Genomic DNA, 17,865 nt, shown 5'->3' with positions numbered 1-17,865 from the left:
TGCGCCCCACCGCTCTCCGCAGAGCACCGTGGTCGTCCTGTGGTCGCGGATCCGTCGTCCCCACGCGATGGGGACGACGGACCTGCTCCTCGGTAACAGTCATCAGGTGTTCTTGGCGAGGATCTTGTTGGCTTTGCTCTCGGCGTCGCGCAGGAGCTTGTCGATGTCGGCGTCCTGGCGGGTGAGTACGGCGGACATCGCGACGTCCAGGACGGCGTACAGCTCCTGTGCCTTCGGTGGTTCAAGCTTGTTGGTGATCTTCGACTGCGCGGCGACGTACGGCGTGAAGTGGTCGACCGGGACAGTGGCGTACTGCTTGCGGAGGGCAACGATCTCCTGGCCCGGCGCGGAGTCGCCGTACAGGTCCGGGATCGGCAGCCCGACCGGCCGGCCCTGCTCCTTGGCGCGAGCGTAGTTGAACTGTCCCTTGCCCGGCGTGAGCTCGTGGAACTCCAGCCAGAGCAGCCCGGCCTTGATCTTCTCCGGCGTCGCCTTCGGGTTGAACATGTAGCCGTCGCCACCACTCAGCGACGCCTTGCCCTCGGACTCCGGTACGGCGGTGACGCCGTAGTCCTCGAACTTGCCTTGGAAGTCGTTGTTCACCCCCTGCACCACATCCGGTGCGCCGATCATCATCCCGAGCTTGCCGGAGCCCATCATCCGCATCAGGTCCTCCCACTGGAGGAGCTGCTTGCTGCCCATCGAGTTGTCGTTCCAGCGCATCTGCTTGAGGTTCTCCAGCACCGCCTTGCCCTCGGCACTGTTGAACGCGGCGGACTTGCCGTCGTCGCTGACCATCGAGCCGCCGCGGGCGTACAGGGAGGCGGCGAAGTGCCAGCCGCCGGTGTTGCCGGCGGAGTACTCACCGAAGCCGACGTACCCGGCGCCCAGCCCGGCGATCTTCTTGGCCGCCGCCTGCACGTCGGCCCAGGTCTTCGGCGGGGCGTCCGGGTCGAGACCGGCCTGGGTGAACAGCTTCCGGTTGTAGACCAGGCCCATGTTGTAGTTGTTGCGCGGCAGGCCGTAGGTCTTGTCGCCGTCCTTGAACACGCTCATCACGTCGGCGCGCACGTCGCTGACCGCCTTGACGCTGCCGACGTACTGGCTGATGTCGGCGGCTTGCCGGGCTTTGATGATCTTCTGCACGTCGGTGTAGTAGACGTAGAAGACGTCCTCCTGGGTCCCGCCGGCCAGCTTCGCCTGGAAGGTGTCCGGGTTGATGCACGGGAACGCATCCTTGCTCTGGATGGTGATGTTCGGGTGCAACGTCTGGAACTCGGCGACATCCGCGTCCCAGGCCGACCGTTCCTTCGGATTGCTCTTCGGCGGCTGACAGCCGACCGTGATCGTCACCGGGCCGTCGGCGCCCGCTGATCCCTGCGCATCCGGCTTGTCGTCCCCCGACCCACAGGACGCGGCCACCAGCCCGAGTCCCATCACCAGCAGCAGGCCGAGCCCGCGGCGCGTTGTCCTCATCGATCCACCCTCTCCCTCGGCGTCTGGCGCACACCGTAGGCAACTCGATCGAAGCTGCGCAATAGTTCGATCGAAGATTGCAAAAACGTGACTCATGATGGGAAGGTGGCGGGCGCCAAGCAGACGACAGCAGCCGCCGACCGGCGAGCGGTCAGCGGCTGCGGGTAGTGAGTGGTCGCGGGGTCAGATCCTGGCGCGGGCGGTGGCGGTCGCGCGGATCAGATTGGCGCCGGTGGTGCTGGTGGCGGGGGTTAGATCCTGGCGCGAGCGGTGGAGGCGCGGACGACGAGTTCGGGCTCGAAGAGGAGTTCGTCGGCGGGGACGGCGGCGCGTTCGATCAGGGCGACGAGCATGTCGACGGCAGCGCGGCCCATGGCGTCGATGGGCTGGCGGACGGTGGTCAGTGGCGGGTCGGTGCAGTTCATCATCGCGGAGTCGTCGTACCCGATCACCGAGACTTCCTCGGGGACGGTGAGGCCGGCCCGGCGGACCGCGCGAATGGCGCCGAGGGCAAGGATGTCGCTGGCGCAGACGATGCCGGTGACGCCCTTGTTGACCAGGCGGGTCGCGGCCGCGTGCCCGCCCTCGAGCGAGAACATGGTGTGCTCGACCAGCTCGAGATCCGCCTCGTCCGAGGCGATGAAGGCGTCCAGCTTGCGTCGTGACGGGATGTGGTCGCGGGGGCCGAGGACCATGCCGATCCGCCGGTGACCGAGCGCGCGCAGGTGCCCGAGCGCCATCTCCGCGGCGACAAAGTCGTCCGACGACACCTGCGGGAAGCCGAGATGGTCGACCGCCGCGTTGACCAGCACGGTCGGCAGCTTGCGCTCCTGGATCAACTCGTAGTGCCCGTGCGGCGCGTCGGCCTGCGCGTAGAACCCGCCGGCGAACACCACACCGGACACCTGCTGCTGCAGGAGCAGGTCGACGTAGTCCGCCTCGGACACCCCGCCGACCGTCCGGGTGCAGAGCAATGAGGTGAAGCCCTGCTGCGCGAGCGCACCGCCGACGACCTCGGCGAACGCCGGGAAGATCGGGTTCTGCAACTCGGGCAGCACCAGCCCGACCAGCCGGGCCCGGTCGCCGCGCAGTTGGGTCGGCCGCTCGTACCCGAGCACGTCCAGCGCGGTGAGGACCGCCTCCCGGGTCGCTTCGGAGACGCCTGGCTTCCCGTTCAGCACGCGGCTCACGGTCGCCTCGCTGACGCCGACCTTCTTGGCCACCTCTGCAAGTCGTCGTGTCATGACGCAAACTGTACGCCCGATAGCGCAAGTTCTTGCAACCACTTGCGTACATCGGTGTACACCGGGGCAGCCCGTCATCTTCGGGGCGCCGTACCAGGTGGTGGCTGAAGGATCAGGATTTCGGGCAGAAGCTGACAGACTGGGGGCCGTGCCCCGATTCGTTGCCACCCGCCCGGACACCGGTCTGCTGTCGCTTCCGTGGGATGTCCCGCTGGAAGACTGGCCCGAGGACCAACTGGTCGCGCTGCCGCGCGGTATCTCGCGGCACGTGGTCCGGTTCGTCCGGGTCAACGGCAGCGTCTACGCGATCAAGGAGGTGCTCGAGCATCTCGCCCTGCACGAGTACCGGCTGCTCCGCGACCTGGAACGCCTGGAGTCCCCCTCGGTCGAACCCGTCGGCGTGATCACCGACCGGCTCGACCGCAACGGCGAGCCGATCGACTCGATCCTGATCACCCGGCACCTGCAGTTCTCGCTCCCCTACCGCGCGCTGTTCTCCAGCACGCTCCGCCCGGACACGGTGAACCGGCTGATCGACGCACTGGTCGCACTGATCGTGCGGCTGCACCTGCTCGGCTTCTTCTGGGGCGACTGCTCGCTGTCCAACACGTTGTTCCGGCGTGACGCCGGCGCGTTCGCGGCGTACCTGGTGGACGCCGAGACGGGTGAACTGCACCAGGAGATCTCCGACGGGCAGCGGGCGCACGACCTCTACACCGCGGAGATCAACCTGTTCGGCGAGCTCCTCGATCTGCAGGAAGGCGGGCTGCTCGACCCGGACATCGACCCGCAGGAAACGGTGCAGTCGATCCAGGACCGGTACGAGGCGCTGTGGGCCGAGCTGACCGCGCCGGAGGAGTTCGCCACCGACGAGATGCACCGGCTGGACTCGCGGATCCGGCGGCTGAACGAACTCGGGTTCGACGTCGCCGAGATCGACATCATCACCGACTGGGACGGCAGCCAGGTCCGGATCCAGCCGAAGGTCGTGGATGCCGGGCACCACTCGCGCCGGCTGCTCCGGCTGACCGGCCTGGACGTCGAGGAGAACCAGGCCCGCCGGCTGCTGAACGACCTGGACTCGTTCGCCGCCTCCACCGACCAGCAGAACGAGGACGAGGAGATCGTCGCGCACCAGTGGCTGACCGACGTGTTCGAGCCGGTGGTCCGCTCGGTCCCGCGCGACCTGAAGCGCAAGCTCGAGCCGGCCGAGGTGTTCCACGAGGTCCTCGAGCACCGCTGGTTCCTGTCCGAAGAGGCCGGCCACGAGGTCGACACCATGGAAGCCGCTCGCTCGTACGTCGACGACGTACTCCGGGCCAAACCCGACGAAAAGCTGGCACTTCCGACCCCCACCATCCCCGAGCCCGAGTAGCCCTACCAGCCCCAAGCCGCGCAGCCTGCAACGTTCTGGCTGCTGCCGGCGTGGTTAGGGGTGGGAGGTGGCGATGGAGGGGCCGGAGTTCGATGCGTGGGTGGGGCAGCGTGGTGCGGCGTTGCTGCGGTTCGCGTACCTGATCACGCGCGACCGCAGCCGCGCCGAGGAAGCTGTCCAGGACGCACTGGTGGCGGCGTACTCGCGATGGACCCGGATCTGCCGCGACGGTGATCCCGAGTCATACGTACGGCGCTCGATCGTCAACGCCGACATCTCGCGATGGCGGCGGTTCTTCCGCCGAGAGAGTCCGACTGCGGATCCCTTCGTGCACTCGCCGAGCCCGGATCATGCGGTCGCTCAAGCGGAGCAGGACGCGGTCTGGGCGTTGTGTGCGACGTTGCCGGCCAAGCAGCGGGCGGCCGTCGTACTGCGGTACTACGAAGACCTGCCCGATGTGGAGATCGCCGAGATCCTCGAATGCAGTCCCGCGACCGTCCGGTCGCAGATCCACCGTGCGCTGGCCAGCCTGCGCACCACTCTCACCACCGCCGAGGAGGTCAACCGCTGATGGACGCCCACGAGAAGCTGATCATGACGAGCTTGTCGAAGCGCGCGACGGAGGCACCGTCGGACGAGGACCTGCTCGCCGCCGTCCACGACCGTCTCCAACGCCGCCGAACCGGTCGCACACTCGGCGCCGCCGTACTGGCATGCGCCGTGGTCGCGACCGCAATCACCGCAACCCACTCAATCACCAACGACCTGCGCACCGACCCCGAGGTTGCACGCCCAGGTACACCCGAGGCCGGTTGGCGATGGGAGTCATACAACACGGTCCAGGTCCAGGTACCTCAGGACTGGACGCAGCACATCTCCGGCCCGGCGCCGTGCCCTGGAATGTCCTCGATGAGCAAGCCGATCGTCGGTCGGTACAACGGCTGGTTCGGCCGATCGGGCTACGTTTGCGAGGACGCCGTACTCCCGGTCGAGCGACGGCTGCAGTACCTCTGGTTCAACGACGTCCAGGCTCCTGGCACCAAACAATACGACGCCGGTTGGACCGAGGAGACGCGGCTCGTGGCCGGTGTGAAGATCAGCGTGCTGACTCAGGACGACGCTCTCCGCAAGCGCATCCTCGACTCGGCCCGCCCGATCACCGGCACCGACTACTACGGCTGCGCTCCCACGGACTCCGGCGCACGTGGAAACGGCCTGGACTCCGGCGACCGCATCACGTCGGCAAGCATCTGCGAGTACTGGCAGAACACCCTGGTCGCCGGTTCTCTGTTCAACGGCGAACGCGCCGCCAAGCTGGCACAACGACTCGCCACCTCCCCTGCGGGCCCGCCACCAGCGTGGGCCGAAGGCTGCCATGACCCCGACATGCGCACGTACGTCGTCACTCTGCATGGCCACACCAATTCCTACCCAGTCCGCATCATCGCCGGCTGCTACGCCGGCCACGTCTTCCCCACCGACGACGGCGTCACCCAACGCCGCGCCGACTACGCGACCTTGGACCTCTTCCGCCAAGGCGTCCACAAACCGAACCAGCCCAGCGACCTCTTCGACGCAGCCAAACCCCTCACCCCCTCACCCCGCTGAGCTTTGTCGTCCTGTGCAAAGGGAGTTGTGGCCGGATGAGTGCTGGTGAAGTCATAGCAGCGGCGCGGTACGACGGGACCCACCGTCCGATCGGACACTGTCCGTCGAGACCTTGCGTCAGCTCAGCCCGGGACTTGCGGTGGGAAGGCCGATCGCCTTGGCCGTGGCCAGGAGACGCCGGTCGTACGTGACGAATGCGGTCAGATCGTCGCCCAGCACAGCATCCGCGGTGGCGAGATGGATCGCGTCGAGCGATCGGATCCACGGATCCTGGTAGGCGGCCGCAGTCGTCCGAACCGTCTCGTCGACGTCGTAGACGGAAATATGCGCCAGGACAGAGGGTGCAGCGGTGAGCAGAGCCGGCTCAGATCGTCGGAGGGCACGAGGCAACTCCACCTCCACGAGCGCCGAAGAGACGAAGATCCGATCGACCTGCTCGTTGAGCCATTCGACGAGCTCGTCCGACGCAGCCTCCCGTCGGACGAGCTTCACCAGCGCCGCGGTGTCGAGGTAGATCATCAGTAGCGTTCCTCGTCGCGCATCTGTTCCAGCAGCGCGCCGGCCTCGTGGTCGGTCCGTACCTCGCCTTTCGGACGCGAAAATGGTCTCGTCAGCCGGGCCGGCCGAAGACTTCCCGTCGCCAGCAGCCATGCCGTTGGCGACGGCTCGGCCGGGATCAGGCGAGCGACGACGACACCGCGCTCGGTGATGTCGATCTCCTCGCCCTGCTTCACCCGAGCCAACACGCGGGCCGTTTCCTGGTTCAACATCCGGATCGGAACCTCAGCCATGAATCCACTGTAGTACATATTTGCCAGACACCGCCTTCCCTGGTTTGTCGCCAGAGAAGATATGGGTGTTTGGGCCAGGATCAGGCTTTGTCCACAGGGCTAATTCGCGCTGTAGACGCGGATGTAGTCGATGTCGAAGGTGTTGGGGAAGGGGGTGGTGGGGTCGGGTGGGCCGCCTCGGTCGGGGTTGGCCCAGGTGCCGCTGTTGAGGACGACGTACATGGGCTTGGTGGGGACCTGGGCGCCGGTGATGGTAGAGGTGGGGGCGCCGTCGGTGTAGAAGGTGATGCGGCCGGGTGACCAGAGGACGCCGTACTTGTGCCAGCCCGCGGTCGGGTCCGAGCCGTAGGACCAGTTGCTGTCCCAGCGGACGTCGGGCCAGTTGCCGGAGGCAGGGCCGCTGTGCATGCCCTCGATACTGCCGAACCACTCGGCGACGTCGATCTCCGGCGGCCAGCTGCGGTCCTGCGGGATCAGCCAGAACGCGGGCCACAATCCCTTGCCGGCTGGGAACTTCGCGCAGATCTCCCAGTAGCCGAAGGACTGGAAGAACTTGTCGTGCGAGGAGATGAAGCCCTCGGTGTACTGGTAGGTCCCGGCCGGGTCGGTACCGACGACGGGCTTGTTGTCGGTGACCAGCCGCAGCCGGCCTTGCGAGAGTACGACGTTCTCGTCGACGGCATAACTCCCGTACGACGTGTTGTGGTAGTGACCACCGGCCCGACCCGGGAAGTCCATCACCGTGCTCCACCGCCGCGTGTCCAGCGACCGCCCGCTGAACTCGTCATGCCACGCAAGCGGCAGGTCGCGTGCGGCAGGCGAGGTGGACGACGTACAGGTCGCACCAACGGGAGCGGAAACGGCAGTGGGCTCCGCTTCAGCTGTCACAGTGCTGGTGAGGCAGGCGGCAACTAGCAACCCGGCCGCTCCGAGTCCACGCAAACGATTGGGCATCATTTGATTCCTGACGTGGAGAAGCCGCTGACGAAGCGGCGTTGCATGAACATGAACAGCACCAGGACCGGCAGGACGTACATGACCGCGCCGGCCGCCACCAGGTTGTTCAGCGGCAGGCCCTTGTCGTTGACGTAGCCGGTCGCCATCGCCACCGCCAGCGTGGTGCTGTCCTGGCTGAGGAACATGGCGGGCCCGACGAAGTCGCCCCAGGCCCCGGTGAAGGACAGGATCACGCTGGCCGCGATCACCGGCCACGACTGTGGCAGGAAGATCCGCCAGAAGATCCCGACGTACCCGCAACCGTCGATGATGGCGGCCTCCTCCATCTCCTTCGGGATACCGGCGAAGAACTGCCGGAACAGGAAGATCAGGAAGGCGCTGCCGCCGAGCCCCCAGGCCACCCAAGGCCAGTAGGTGTTGACCATGTGCAGCTTGGCGAAGATCAGGTACGTCGGCACCAGGGTGACGATGCCGGGCAGCATCATCGTGGACAGCAGGATGACGAACAGCTGCTTCTTCCCCGGCGCGGTCAGCCGGGCGAACCCGAACCCGACCCAGGCCGAGCTGAGCGTGGTGAGGGTGGTGGTGATGAAGGCGATGGTGACCGAGTTCTGCAGGGCGCCGACGAAGTTGACGCTGGTGACCGCCTCGGAGTAGTTCGCGAGCCGCGGTGCGGACGGCCACCAGGTGGGCGGGAACGACGCCATCTCGGCCGGCGACTTCAGCGAGGTCTGCACCAGCCAGTAGATCGGGCTGAGCATCAGCAGTACGACGGCCAGCAGCACGATGTAGAGCGCGTAGCGGTAGGACCTGGTCATCGCTTCCCCTCCGGCTCGACGGTGTAGAAGACGGTCTTTGCGCTCACCTTGATGATCACCAGGGTGACGAGCAGGATGACCGCGAACAGCATCCACAACATCGCCGAGGCGTAGCCGAAGCGGGACGCGGAGAAGTACTGCGCGAACACGTGGATCATGTACATGTAGTTGCCCTGCGGCACCGTCCCCGCCCCGCTGAGCGAACCCGAGGACAGCAGCAGCGGCGCGAACGACTGCAGCGAGCCGATCACCCCGGTGATCACCTGGAACAGGATCACCGGCGACAGCAGCGGGATGGTGATCCTGGTGAAGGACTGCCAGTACGACGCCCCGTCCACCTGGGCCGCCTCCACCAGCTCACGCGGGATGTCCTGCAACCCGGCCAGCGAGATGATCATCGACCCGCCACAGCCCCACATCACCAGGCCGTACAGCACGTAGCGGGCGTTCGGATCGACCAGCCAGGTGATCGGGTCCGCACCGAAGCTGCTCAGGATGCCGTTCGCCGCACCGGCGTCGCGGTCGAAGATCAACCGGAACGTCAGCGCCGCGCCCACCGGCGGAACCACCGCGGGCAGGTAGATCAGCGCCCGGAACAGCCCGCGGAGCCTGATCCGCTGGTTCAGCATCACCGCGAGCAGCAGCCCGGCGAAGATCGACAGCGGCACCGTGACGAGGGTGAACACCCCGGTCTTCGCCAGCGAGCTGATCGTCAGCGGGTCCTGGAAGATCTCGATGTAGTTGGCGAACCCGACGAAGTGGGTCTTCGGCGAGAGACCGTCGGAGTCGGTCATGCTGAGCCAGAACGCGTACCCCAGCGGGAACACGGTGAGCGCGACGAACCCGATGATCCACGGCGCGACGAACAGGTAGAAGGTCCGCGCCTTGCGCAGGCTCGGCGGTTTCTTCCTCCCCCGGTCCGCCTGTTCCGCCGCGGCCGGCGCGGCGGAACGTCGTACCTCGGTCAGTGCGGAGCTCACCGGAGCCGCTTCTTTCCGTCCGCGAGTTGCGCGTTGATCTGCGAGTTCAGCGTGTCGGCGAGCTGGCCGGCCGAGGTCGTCCCCTTGATTGCCTTGGGCAACTCACGGCCGATGACGGTGTTGATCGCGTCCAGCCGCACGTACGGCGTGAAGGACATCACCGAGAAGTGCTCCTTCTCGGCCATCTGCACCTCGTAGGCCTGCTTCTGGTACGGCAGCTTCTGCGGCATGAGCTTCTGCAGCGACTTCAGCGGCGGGATACCCCAGCCGCCGGCCGCCCGCGCCTTGGCCGGGTCACCGGCCAGGAACCACTCCATCACCGCGAACGCGGCGTCCTTGTTCTTGCTGGCCTTTGGGATCCACAGCCCGGTGCCGCCGAAGCACGGGCTGACCCGGCGGCCGGTGTCGAACTGCGGCGCCGGTGCGAAGCCCGCGACCTTGGCGGACTTCGCGTCACCGGCGAACAGCCCGCCGAGCCAGTAGCCGCTGAGCGTGGCCGCCATCCGGCCGGCCTGGAAGGTCGGGCCGTCCCAGCCGTTCGGGTCGGGGTTGAGGACGGTCGGGCCGATGCCGGCCTTGGCGTACTCCAGGTACCAGGTCAGGGCCCGCTGGGCCTCCGGGCTGCTGAAGTCGACCGACGCGAGATCGTCGGCGGTCAGCTTCCCGCCGGCCAGATCGGTCAGCCAGGTCAGCTGGGTGAACAGGCCCAGCCCGTTCGGGTTGAGGCCGTAGACACTGACCTTCGCGCCCTGGCGCTTGGTCAGCTTCTTGCCCTCTTCGAGCAGTTCGTCGAGCAGCAACGGCGTGGTCGCGCTCGGGCGGGTCACCTTCGCGGCGTCGTACAGCCCGCCGTTGTACCAGAGGGTGCAGTCCTGCGAGTAGTCCTTCGCGAACCCGTACCGCGGCCCGCTGCCCTGCTTCTCGCCGTCGTACCGCCAGACGTCGTTGACCGGATCGATGTCGTCGGCCTTGATCAGCGTGCTCTTCTCGAAGTACGGATCGAGGTTCTCGGCCACTTGCCGGGCCACCAGGTACGGCGTCTCGGTCGCGCCCATCCCGCGGACGACGTCGGGCGGGTTGCCGCTGGCGAGCATCGCGGTCAGCTTGGTCAGGTCGTACTCGACCGTCTTCACGGTGAGACCGAGCGCCTGGGCGGCCGCCTTGGCCTCCTTCGGGCCGAACTCACCCGACTGGGACATGACGGTCACGGTCCCTTTGGCGGCCGAGCCCGAGCCGGTGCCGGTGGCGGCCGGGGTGTTCGTCGAGGACGCGGGCGAGCAGCCGACCGCGAAGGCACCACCGACGGCGGCACCCGAGACAGCAAGGAACCGGCGGCGGGAGAGCCCTGGGTTCGTGGTGGTCATGTCAAACCTCTCATTCAGAAAGCTGTGAGTCGTCGAAGAGCCGGCAGACCGGGCCGGAGGAGGGCCCGGTCCGGTCTGCCAGCAGCTCGCTGTCGTCCTCGGGCCGGTAGCCGAGCTCGTGCCGGGCCGAGGTGATGTCCCAGTGGTTGCGGGTGTTGGCGGACACCCCGAAATGCACGCCGTAGTGCTCTCGTGAGTTCAGCGCGGCCAGCATCAGCCGCCCGGCGTCGCCGTCGGACAGCCACTGGCCGAGATAGCGCCGCTCGGTCAGCCCCCAGCCGGTCAGGCCGAGGCGCAGGCAGGTGACCGAGGCGCCGGTCCGGGCCGCGTGCGTCCGGCCGAGTGCTTCGAGCACGACCTTGCCGAGGCCGTACGGGCAACACGGGCGGGGATCGACGCGTGGATCGACCGGCCAGTACTGCGGCCGGTTGTACTCGCCCACCGCGTGCAGTGAGCTGGCCAGCACGATCTTCGGTACGGCGTGCGCCGCGGCCGCCTCGAGCACGTACTGAAGCGGCCTGATGTTGGCGGCGTACACGCTGTCCCAGGTCTGCCACGGGCTGCTGTTCGCGGCCAGGTGCAGGATGGCGTCGGCTCCCTCGAAGGCCCGGTACGCCGCATCGGGGTCGCCGATGTCGGCCTGCACCACCTCGTCGCCGGATCCGGCCGGTGTGGACCGGTCGACGAGCCGGAGCCGGTAGTGCTTCCGCAGTTGCGGCAGCACCACAGTGGCCACCCGCCCCAATCCGCCGGTGATCACCACCAGCGGTTCACGGTCGTTCCGCACAGCGTCCATGTCGTGCCATCCATGTCGCCCGGCCGGGACCGATACCCGAACTGTGACCGTGATTGTTCGAGTACTTCCGGGTTTGTGTCAAGAGTGTGAACGAACCATGTCCATTTTGTTGACGCCGGTACGGCTCGCCGTCAATACTCGACGACGTGGCTGCCAAGGACACCGGATCTCTGCGAGCGCTGCGGCGCACCAACTCCGAACGGCTGCTGTCGAGCCTGATGGAGCACGGCGCGTTGCACCGCGCCGAGCTCGCGCGCATCTGCGGGCTGTCCCGGACCACGGTGTCGACGATCGTGGCGGACCTGATCATCGGCGGCGTCGTGATCGAGGCGGTCGGTGACCAAGTCGCCCAGGCCGGGATCGACGCCTCGGAGGTGGACGGGCGCGCCCGCGGCTTCCTGCAGGCGAACCCGGGAGCGGGTGCGGCGGCCGGCCTGGACTTCACCCTCGAACGCGTCTGGGGCCACGTCACCGACCTCTCCGGTACGACGCTGGCCAGCGCCGGAGTCACCACCGGCGGGGACACCCCGTGGCAGGAGCGGTTGACGGCCGGCTTGACCCTGCTCGACGATCTGCTGACCGAGGCCGGGCTCGATCGCACCGCCCTGGTCGGTGTCGCGATCGGCGTACCCGGTCCGATCGACCTGCAGAGCGGTGTGGTCGGTCCGTCGCTGCCAGGACAGGCGTGGGCGGGCGTGAACGTCTCGGCCGAGTTCAGCCGGCATCTCGCCGTACCGGTGCTGGTGGAGAACAACACCCGGCTCGAGGCGGTCGCCGAGTTCACCTGGGGCGCGGGCCGGGGTGCCCGCGATGTCCTGTATCTCGGGCTGTCCACCGGGATCGGGTCCGGATTGCTTGTCGACGGCAACCTTCATCACGGTGGCGCGCGCGGTGGCGGCGGCGAGATCGGCCACATCTCGGCGGACCCGGCCGGTGCGCCGTGCCCGTGTGGGAACCGTGGCTGCCTGGTGCAGTACGCGTCACTTCTCGCCGTACTGAAGACATTGCAGCTGGCGGACCTCGACGAGCTGCTTGCGTCGGCCGAGGCCGGCGACCCGGAGACCGTTCGCGTGCTGCGTGAGGCCGGCGAGATGACTGGGCGGGTGCTGGCGAACATCTGCAACCTGCTCAACCCGGAGCGGATCATCGTCGGCGGCGAGCTGGCCCGGGCCGGCGACCTAGTGCTGGAGCCGATCCGCGCCACCTTGCGCCGATCCGCGATGGCACTCACCCGCGACGCCGACGTGGTCGCCGCAGAGCTCGACCTCGGCGCCCGGGCGGGCGCGTCCGGCGCCGCCGCCCTGGTGCTGCGACAGACCGATCAGCTCGTCGCCGCGCTGCTGGCCGGCGCGGAACTCAAATCTAATGAGGCAGTGTGAAGATCGTCGGGTACGAGACTTTCCTGGTTGCACCGCGCTGGCAGTTCTTGCGCATCGACACCGACGAAGGCATCAGCGGCTGGGGTGAGCCGATCGTCGAGGGTCGCGCCGAAGCGGTCCAGGGCGCGGTCACCGCACTGATGGAGTACCTGGTCGGGACAGATCCGCTGCGCATCGAGGATCACTGGCAGGCGCTGGCCAAGGGCGGTTTCTACCGCGGCGGCCCGGTGCTGTCGAGCGCGCTGGCCGGGATCGACCAGGCCCTCTGGGACATCAAGGGCCGCTACCACGAGGCACCGGTACACGAGCTGCTCGGCGGTCCGGTCCGCGACCGCATCCGCATGTACACCTGGGTCGGCGGGCGCGATACCGCCGCACTTGTGGACGACGCGCAGGCCAAGGTCGCCAAGGGATTCACCGCGATCAAGCTCAACGTCTCCGACGCGTTGCCGGCGGTGCCTTCGGCAGCCGAGATCCACGCGATGGTGGGCCGGGTCGAGGCATTGCGCGACGCACTCGGTGATTCCATCGACATCGCGCTCGACTTCCACGGCAGGTTCAGTACGGCGGCCACCCGCCGGATCCTGCCGTTGCTCGAGCCACTGCTGCCGATGTTCGTCGAGGAGCCGGTGCTGCCGGAGTTCGCCCGCGACCTGCGCCGGATCACCGACTCGACCAGCATCCCGATCGCGACCGGCGAACGCCTCTACTCCCGCTGGGACTTCCGCGACGTGATGCCCACCGGGATCGCGGTCGCGCAGCCTGACCTGTCCCACGCGGGCGGCATCTCCGAGGTACGCCGGATCGCCGCGATGGCCGAGGTGTACGACGTGGCCGTCGCACCGCACTGCCCGTTGGGCCCGATCACGCTGGCCGCCAGCCTGCAGATCGACCTGGCCATACCGAACTTCCTGATCCAGGAGCAGAGCCTCGGCATCGAGTACGGCGGCGGGAGCGCGCTACTCGACTACTTGATCGATCCACTAGTGTTCACGTTCGTCGACGGCCACATCGAGCGGCCGGCCGGCCCCGGCCTCGGCATCGAGGTCAACGAGGACGCCGTACGCGCGGCTGCCGCGGACGGTCACAGCTGGCGGTCACCGGTGCTGCGCCACCCAGACGGGAGTTTCGCAGAATGGTGACCCGGGCGCAGACGCCGCCGATGGGATGGAACAGCTGGGACTGCTTCGGTACGACGGTCACCGAGGAGGAGACCCTCGCGAATGCGCAGGTGATGCACGACCGGCTGCTGGCGTCCGGTTGGGACACGATCGTCGTGGACATCGCGTGGTACGACCCGACCGCCCGGTCGCACGGCTACAACGCGGACGCGCCGATCGTCCTGGACGATCACGGCCGCCAGTTGCCGGCGCCCAACCGCTTCCCCTCAGCGGTCGACGGCGCCGGCTTCGGGCCGCTCGCGGCGAAGGTGCACGACCTCGGGCTGAAGTTCGGGCTGCACATCATGCGCGGCATCCCACGGCACGCGGTCGAGCTCGACCTGCCGGTGTTCGGCACGCAGTGGACCGCGCGCGAGATCGCCGACCCGGAGAACGTTTGCGTCTGGAACCCGGACAACCTGGGGCTGAACCACGACCACCCCGGCGCCCAGGCGTACTACGACGCGCAGGTGGCGCAGTTCGCCGCCTGGGGTGTCGACTTCATCAAGGCCGACGACATGCTGGCGCCATACCACGATCGTGAGATCGCGGCGTACGCGCGAGCGATCGAGCGCAGCGGCCGGGACATCGTGCTGTCGCTGTCGCCGGGCACGCATCTGTCGACTCACCACCTCGACCACCTGCGTGCCAACGCGCAGATGTGGCGGATCTCCGACGACCTGTGGGACCGCTGGGAGGACGTGCACGCGCAGTTCGCGCGGCTGGCCCGGTGGGCGCCGTTCCAGCAGGCCGGTGGATGGGCGGACGCCGACATGCTGCCGCTCGGGCACATCGGGATCCGGGCCGAGCGCGGTGAGGATCGGTCGAGTCGACTCAGCGCAGATGAGCAGAAGACGTTGCTGACGTTGTGGGTGATGGGACGGTCGCCGCTGATGATGGGTGGCGACCTGCCGACCACGAACGACGCGACGCTGGATCTGCTCGCCAATCCCGCACTTGCCGAGATGCTGCGGTCGTCGTACGACGGTCGCGAGGTCACCCGTGAGCCGATCGACGACGGCGAACTCATCGTCTGGACAGCACAGCCCGGCTATGTGGCGATCTTCTGGACCGGCGCCTCCCCACGCAAGGTGACCGTGCCGCTGGCATCAGTCGGTGCCAGTGCGTCAAGGGCACAGGACCTGTGGGACGGCACCGCGCAGGACGTGACTGACCAACTGGAGTACGACGTTCCAGCGCATGGTGTGCGCTGGTTGCGTCTTACCTAGGCGGCATCCGCAGAGCGCCGTCGAGGCGGATGACCTCGCCGTTGAGCAGCTGGTTGTCGATGATGTGACCGACCAGGGCGGCGTACTCCGACGGCCGGCCGAGCCGCGACGGGTGCGGCACCTGCTGCTCGAGGACTGCGCGGGTCTCCTCCGGGAGGCCCGCCAGCATCGGCGTCTCCATCGTGCCCGGCGCGATGGTGACGACCCGGATCCCCTTGTCCGCCAGGTCGCGCGCCGCGGTCAGGGTGAGACCGACGATGCCGCCCTTGCTGGCCGCGTACGCCGCCTGCCCGACCTGACCGTCGTACGCCGCGATGGACGCGGTCATCACCACGACGCCGCGGTCGCCGTCCTCGCCGGCCGGCTGCGCGATCATCCGCTCGGCGGCCAGCCGGAGCACGTTGAAGGTGCCGATCAGGTTGACCTCGACCACCTGCCGGAAGGTTGCCAGCGGCAACGGGCCCTTGCGGCCGACGACCCGGCCCGGGGTGGCGATCCCCGCGCAGGTGACGACGACGCGCATGGGCCCGAGCGCGGCGGCCGCGTCCAGGGCCGCGGTCACCGCGACCTCGTCGGTGACGTCAGCCGGCGCGAAGACGACCCGGTCGCCCAGTTCGTCGGCGACCGCCTTGCCGGCTGAGGACGGCAGGTCGACGATCACGACCCCGATCCCGTCGGCGGCCAGCCGCCGTACCGTCGCCTCACCGAGGCCTGAACCGCCACCGGTGACCAGTGCGACATCGGACGGGGCAAGCTTCATTTGACGCTCCTGAGCAGGTCGCGGCTGATCACCAGCCGCTGGATCTGGTTGGTTCCTTCGAAGATCTGGGTGACCTTGGCCTCGCGCATGTAGCGCTCGGCCGGGAACTCGCGGGTGTAACCGTACCCACCGAGCACCTGGACGGCGTCCGTGCTGACCTTCATCGCGGCGTCGGTGCAGACCAGCTTGGCGATCGCCGCCTGCTGGGTGAACGACCGGCCGAGGTCGCGCCGGCGAGCGGCCTGCAGGTACGTCGCGCGGGCCGACTCGACCGCGGCGGCCATGTCGGCGAGCAGGAACTGGACGCCCTGGAAGTCCGCGATCGCCTGCCCGAACTGCTGCCGCTCCAGCGCGTACGACGCGGCGAGGTCGAGCGCGGCCTGGGCCAGGCCGGTCGCACACGCGGCGATACCGAGACGGCCGGAATCCAAGGCGGACAAGGCGATCCGCATGCCGTCACCCTCGGCGCCGATGCGGTTGGAGACCGGGACGCGAACCTGGTCGTAGTTGACCAGCGTGGTGGTGGATCCGGTCAGGCCCATTTTGCGCTCGGGCGCACCGAAGCTGAGGCCCGCGACCGAAGCCGGCACGTGGAAGGCGGAGATGCCGCGCTTCGGGTCCTCCGACGTCCGGGCGAAGGTGGTGTAGAAGTCGGCATGCGAGCCGTGGCTGATCCAGGCCTTGGTGCCGGTCAGGACGTACTCGTCGCCCTGCCGGACCGCCTTCGTGGTCATCCGGCTGATGTCGGAACCGGCCTGCGGCTCGGACAGCGCGTAGGCGCCGAGCAGATCACCGCCGACCATGTCGGGGAGCAGCCGCGCGCGCTGCTCCTCGGAGCCGAAGGTGGCGACGGCGTAGCTCGTCATGGTGTGCACCGAGACCCCCACGCCGACCGACATCCAGGCGGCGGCGATCTCCTCCAGCATCTGGAGGTACACCTCGTACGGCTGCTCGGCGCCGCCGTACTGCTCCGGGTAGGGCAGGCCGAGCAGGCCCGCCTTGCCGAGGGTGCGGAACGCTTCCCGCGGGAACGTCTCGCTCTCCTCGGCCTGGGCAGCGTGCGGCGCCAGCTCGTGCGTGCACAGGTCGCGCACGAGAGCCAGCAGGTCAGTGGATTCCTCGGTCGGCAGGAGACGATCGACAGCCATCAGGCACCCCTCTCAACGGCTGCGAAAAATGATACTACAAACGATACTGATGAACATACGTCAGTATCGTTCTATGCTGTCTCGATATGACGACAGTCGTTCCGGGGCGCCGTACCCGCAGGCAGTCCGAGCTGCTCGACCGGCTTCTCTCCCTGTTTCTCACACAGGGCTTCAGCCGGTTCACCCTGGACGACCTCGCCGCCGAGCTGCGCTGCAGCAAGACGACCCTCTACGCGCTCGCGCCGAGCAAGGAACAGCTCGCCGTCGAGGTGGTGAAGCACTACTTCAAGAATGCCACCGCCCAGGTCGAGTCCGCGGTCGCGCGACAGACCCGGCACGACCGGCGGATCGCGGCGTACCTGAACGCGGTCGCGGACGCGCTCCGGCCGGCCAGCCGGACGTTCCTGGACGACGTGTCCCGGTTCGCGCCGGCCCGCTCGGTGTACGAACGGAACACCCGGATCGCGGCCGACCGGGTCCGGACGCTGATCGAGGACGGCATCAACAACAAGGCCTTCCGGCCGGTCGACATCGCATTCGCGGCCGAGATGATCGCGCACACGATGCAGGCGATCCAGCGCGGCGACATCGCCCGCCGCACCGGCCTCAACGACGCCGAGGCCTACCGCGAACTCGCATCGTTCGTGCTGCACTCCCTGCGGCTGGACTAGGTCGTGTCTGATGATCCCGCGCCGTCGCGAGCAGGTGCTCGGTGCGGTAGCTCGGCGTGCTGGAGTGAAGGCCTCGATGCTTTTCCATCGTGGCCTTTGCTCCAGTGCG

The 17,865-nt window shown here is 68.0% G+C and carries 18 protein-coding genes; 7 read left to right on the top strand and 11 right to left on the bottom strand.

The window, feature by feature from the left end:
- Positions 1 to 102: 102 nt before the first annotated feature.
- Positions 103 to 1,476: an ABC transporter substrate-binding protein gene (locus V9K99_RS22800; protein WP_337006167.1), complete on the bottom strand. Its 1,374-nt coding sequence runs from the start codon at positions 1,474 to 1,476 to the stop codon at positions 103 to 105.
- Positions 1,477 to 1,727: 251 nt separating this feature from the next.
- Complete coding sequence (locus tag V9K99_RS22795) at positions 1,728 to 2,720, bottom strand: LacI family DNA-binding transcriptional regulator (RefSeq protein ID WP_337006165.1); 993 nt, start codon at positions 2,718 to 2,720, stop codon at positions 1,728 to 1,730.
- Positions 2,721 to 2,868: 148 nt separating this feature from the next.
- On the opposite strand from V9K99_RS22795, the gene V9K99_RS22790 reads away from it, so the two are divergent.
- The 3 genes from V9K99_RS22790 to V9K99_RS22780 all read left to right on the top strand — a co-directional run bounded on the left by V9K99_RS22790 (position 2,869) and on the right by V9K99_RS22780 (position 5,703).
- Positions 2,869 to 4,095: a DUF4032 domain-containing protein gene (locus V9K99_RS22790; RefSeq protein WP_337006163.1), complete on the top strand. Its 1,227-nt coding sequence runs from the start codon at positions 2,869 to 2,871 to the stop codon at positions 4,093 to 4,095.
- Positions 4,096 to 4,168: 73 nt separating this feature from the next.
- Complete coding sequence (locus V9K99_RS22785) at positions 4,169 to 4,666, top strand: SigE family RNA polymerase sigma factor (protein WP_337006161.1); 498 nt, start codon at positions 4,169 to 4,171, stop codon at positions 4,664 to 4,666.
- Positions 4,666 to 5,703 (top strand): hypothetical protein, encoded by a 1,038-nt coding sequence (locus tag V9K99_RS22780; RefSeq protein ID WP_337006159.1) that lies wholly within the window; start codon positions 4,666 to 4,668, stop codon positions 5,701 to 5,703. The genes V9K99_RS22785 and V9K99_RS22780 overlap by 1 nt, the downstream gene beginning before the upstream one ends.
- Positions 5,704 to 5,820: 117 nt before the next feature.
- Here the strand turns inward: V9K99_RS22780 and V9K99_RS22775 are convergent, their stop codons facing one another.
- The 7 genes from V9K99_RS22775 to V9K99_RS22745 form a co-directional block, all read right to left on the bottom strand.
- Entirely contained in the window at positions 5,821 to 6,222 is a 402-nt protein-coding gene (locus tag V9K99_RS22775; RefSeq protein WP_337006157.1) for a type II toxin-antitoxin system VapC family toxin, read from the bottom strand.
- A complete protein-coding gene (locus tag V9K99_RS22770) occupies positions 6,222 to 6,494 on the bottom strand; it encodes a type II toxin-antitoxin system Phd/YefM family antitoxin (protein WP_337006155.1) in 273 nt (90 codons plus the stop codon). The genes V9K99_RS22775 and V9K99_RS22770 overlap by 1 nt, the downstream gene beginning before the upstream one ends.
- 99 nt (positions 6,495 to 6,593) lie before the next feature.
- On the bottom strand, positions 6,594 to 7,232 hold the full coding sequence (locus tag V9K99_RS22765) for a glycoside hydrolase family 16 protein (RefSeq protein WP_337336407.1): 639 nt from the start codon (positions 7,230 to 7,232) through the stop codon (positions 6,594 to 6,596).
- A 215-nt stretch (positions 7,233 to 7,447) separates the two neighbouring features.
- A complete protein-coding gene (locus V9K99_RS22760) occupies positions 7,448 to 8,269 on the bottom strand; it encodes a carbohydrate ABC transporter permease (protein ID WP_337006151.1) in 822 nt (273 codons plus the stop codon).
- Positions 8,266 to 9,249 (bottom strand): carbohydrate ABC transporter permease, encoded by a 984-nt coding sequence (locus V9K99_RS22755; protein ID WP_337006149.1) that lies wholly within the window; start codon positions 9,247 to 9,249, stop codon positions 8,266 to 8,268. Before V9K99_RS22755 ends, V9K99_RS22760 begins: the two co-directional genes overlap by 4 nt.
- Entirely contained in the window at positions 9,246 to 10,613 is a 1,368-nt protein-coding gene (locus tag V9K99_RS22750) for an ABC transporter substrate-binding protein (protein WP_337006147.1), read from the bottom strand. The genes V9K99_RS22755 and V9K99_RS22750 overlap by 4 nt, the downstream gene beginning before the upstream one ends.
- 10 nt (positions 10,614 to 10,623) lie before the next feature.
- The gene (locus tag V9K99_RS22745) at positions 10,624 to 11,409 is read right to left on the bottom strand and encodes an NAD-dependent epimerase/dehydratase family protein (protein WP_337006145.1); all 786 of its coding nucleotides are present in this window, start codon (positions 11,407 to 11,409) and stop codon (positions 10,624 to 10,626) included.
- Positions 11,410 to 11,555: 146 nt separating this feature from the next.
- On the opposite strand from V9K99_RS22745, the gene V9K99_RS22740 reads away from it, so the two are divergent.
- The 3 genes from V9K99_RS22740 to V9K99_RS22730 are packed head-to-tail and all read left to right on the top strand — an operon-like array spanning position 11,556 to position 15,177.
- Positions 11,556 to 12,788, top strand: coding sequence for an ROK family transcriptional regulator (locus tag V9K99_RS22740; protein WP_337006143.1), 1,233 nt, complete (start codon positions 11,556 to 11,558; stop codon positions 12,786 to 12,788).
- Positions 12,785 to 13,930 carry a galactonate dehydratase gene (dgoD, locus tag V9K99_RS22735; RefSeq protein WP_337006141.1) on the top strand — a complete coding sequence of 382 codons (1,146 nt, stop codon included), beginning with the start codon at positions 12,785 to 12,787 and terminating at the stop codon, positions 13,928 to 13,930. Before V9K99_RS22740 ends, dgoD begins: the two co-directional genes overlap by 4 nt.
- On the top strand, positions 13,924 to 15,177 hold the full coding sequence (locus V9K99_RS22730; protein WP_337006140.1) for an alpha-galactosidase: 1,254 nt from the start codon (positions 13,924 to 13,926) through the stop codon (positions 15,175 to 15,177). The genes dgoD and V9K99_RS22730 overlap by 7 nt, the downstream gene beginning before the upstream one ends.
- On the opposite strand, the gene V9K99_RS22725 is transcribed toward V9K99_RS22730, so the two are convergent.
- Entirely contained in the window at positions 15,170 to 15,937 is a 768-nt protein-coding gene (locus tag V9K99_RS22725; RefSeq protein ID WP_337006138.1) for an SDR family NAD(P)-dependent oxidoreductase, read from the bottom strand. The genes V9K99_RS22730 and V9K99_RS22725 overlap by 8 nt on opposite strands.
- Complete coding sequence (locus tag V9K99_RS22720) at positions 15,934 to 17,085, bottom strand: acyl-CoA dehydrogenase family protein (protein WP_337006136.1); 1,152 nt, start codon at positions 17,083 to 17,085, stop codon at positions 15,934 to 15,936. The genes V9K99_RS22725 and V9K99_RS22720 overlap by 4 nt, the downstream gene beginning before the upstream one ends.
- 86 nt (positions 17,086 to 17,171) lie before the next feature.
- Here V9K99_RS22720 and V9K99_RS22715 point away from each other — a divergent pair, with 86 nt between their 5' ends.
- The gene (locus V9K99_RS22715) at positions 17,172 to 17,756 is read left to right on the top strand and encodes a TetR/AcrR family transcriptional regulator (protein WP_337006134.1); all 585 of its coding nucleotides are present in this window, start codon (positions 17,172 to 17,174) and stop codon (positions 17,754 to 17,756) included.
- Positions 17,757 to 17,865 lie beyond the last annotated feature (109 nt).

Source organism: Kribbella sp. CCNWLW201, from assembly GCF_037203805.1.
Classification (GTDB): domain Bacteria; phylum Actinomycetota; class Actinomycetes; order Propionibacteriales; family Kribbellaceae; genus Kribbella.
This window is presented reverse-complemented; position numbering and strand designations above follow the sequence as displayed.

What these genes read in the sequence shown, in the direction of transcription:
- V9K99_RS22760 (WP_337006151.1), bottom strand. Translation starts at nt 8,269, where the DNA reads ATGACCAGGTCCTACCGCTACGCGCTCTACATCGTGCTGCTGGCCGTC.
- V9K99_RS22795 (WP_337006165.1), bottom strand. Translation starts at nt 2,720, where the DNA reads ATGACACGACGACTTGCAGAGGTGGCCAAGAAGGTCGGCGTCAGCGAG.
- V9K99_RS22780 (WP_337006159.1), top strand. Translation starts at nt 4,666, where the DNA reads ATGGACGCCCACGAGAAGCTGATCATGACGAGCTTGTCGAAGCGCGCG.
- V9K99_RS22770 (WP_337006155.1), bottom strand. Translation starts at nt 6,494, where the DNA reads ATGGCTGAGGTTCCGATCCGGATGTTGAACCAGGAAACGGCCCGCGTG.
- V9K99_RS22750 (WP_337006147.1), bottom strand. Translation starts at nt 10,613, where the DNA reads ATGACCACCACGAACCCAGGGCTCTCCCGCCGCCGGTTCCTTGCTGTC.
- V9K99_RS22800 (WP_337006167.1), bottom strand. Translation starts at nt 1,476, where the DNA reads ATGAGGACAACGCGCCGCGGGCTCGGCCTGCTGCTGGTGATGGGACTC.
- V9K99_RS22785 (WP_337006161.1), top strand. Translation starts at nt 4,169, where the DNA reads ATGGAGGGGCCGGAGTTCGATGCGTGGGTGGGGCAGCGTGGTGCGGCG.
- V9K99_RS22730 (WP_337006140.1), top strand. Translation starts at nt 13,924, where the DNA reads ATGGTGACCCGGGCGCAGACGCCGCCGATGGGATGGAACAGCTGGGAC.
- V9K99_RS22715 (WP_337006134.1), top strand. Translation starts at nt 17,172, where the DNA reads ATGACGACAGTCGTTCCGGGGCGCCGTACCCGCAGGCAGTCCGAGCTG.
- V9K99_RS22720 (WP_337006136.1), bottom strand. Translation starts at nt 17,085, where the DNA reads ATGGCTGTCGATCGTCTCCTGCCGACCGAGGAATCCACTGACCTGCTG.
- V9K99_RS22765 (WP_337336407.1), bottom strand. Translation starts at nt 7,232, where the DNA reads ATGGACTTCCCGGGTCGGGCCGGTGGTCACTACCACAACACGTCGTAC.
- V9K99_RS22745 (WP_337006145.1), bottom strand. Translation starts at nt 11,409, where the DNA reads ATGGACGCTGTGCGGAACGACCGTGAACCGCTGGTGGTGATCACCGGC.
- V9K99_RS22725 (WP_337006138.1), bottom strand. Translation starts at nt 15,937, where the DNA reads ATGAAGCTTGCCCCGTCCGATGTCGCACTGGTCACCGGTGGCGGTTCA.
- V9K99_RS22775 (WP_337006157.1), bottom strand. Translation starts at nt 6,222, where the DNA reads ATGATCTACCTCGACACCGCGGCGCTGGTGAAGCTCGTCCGACGGGAG.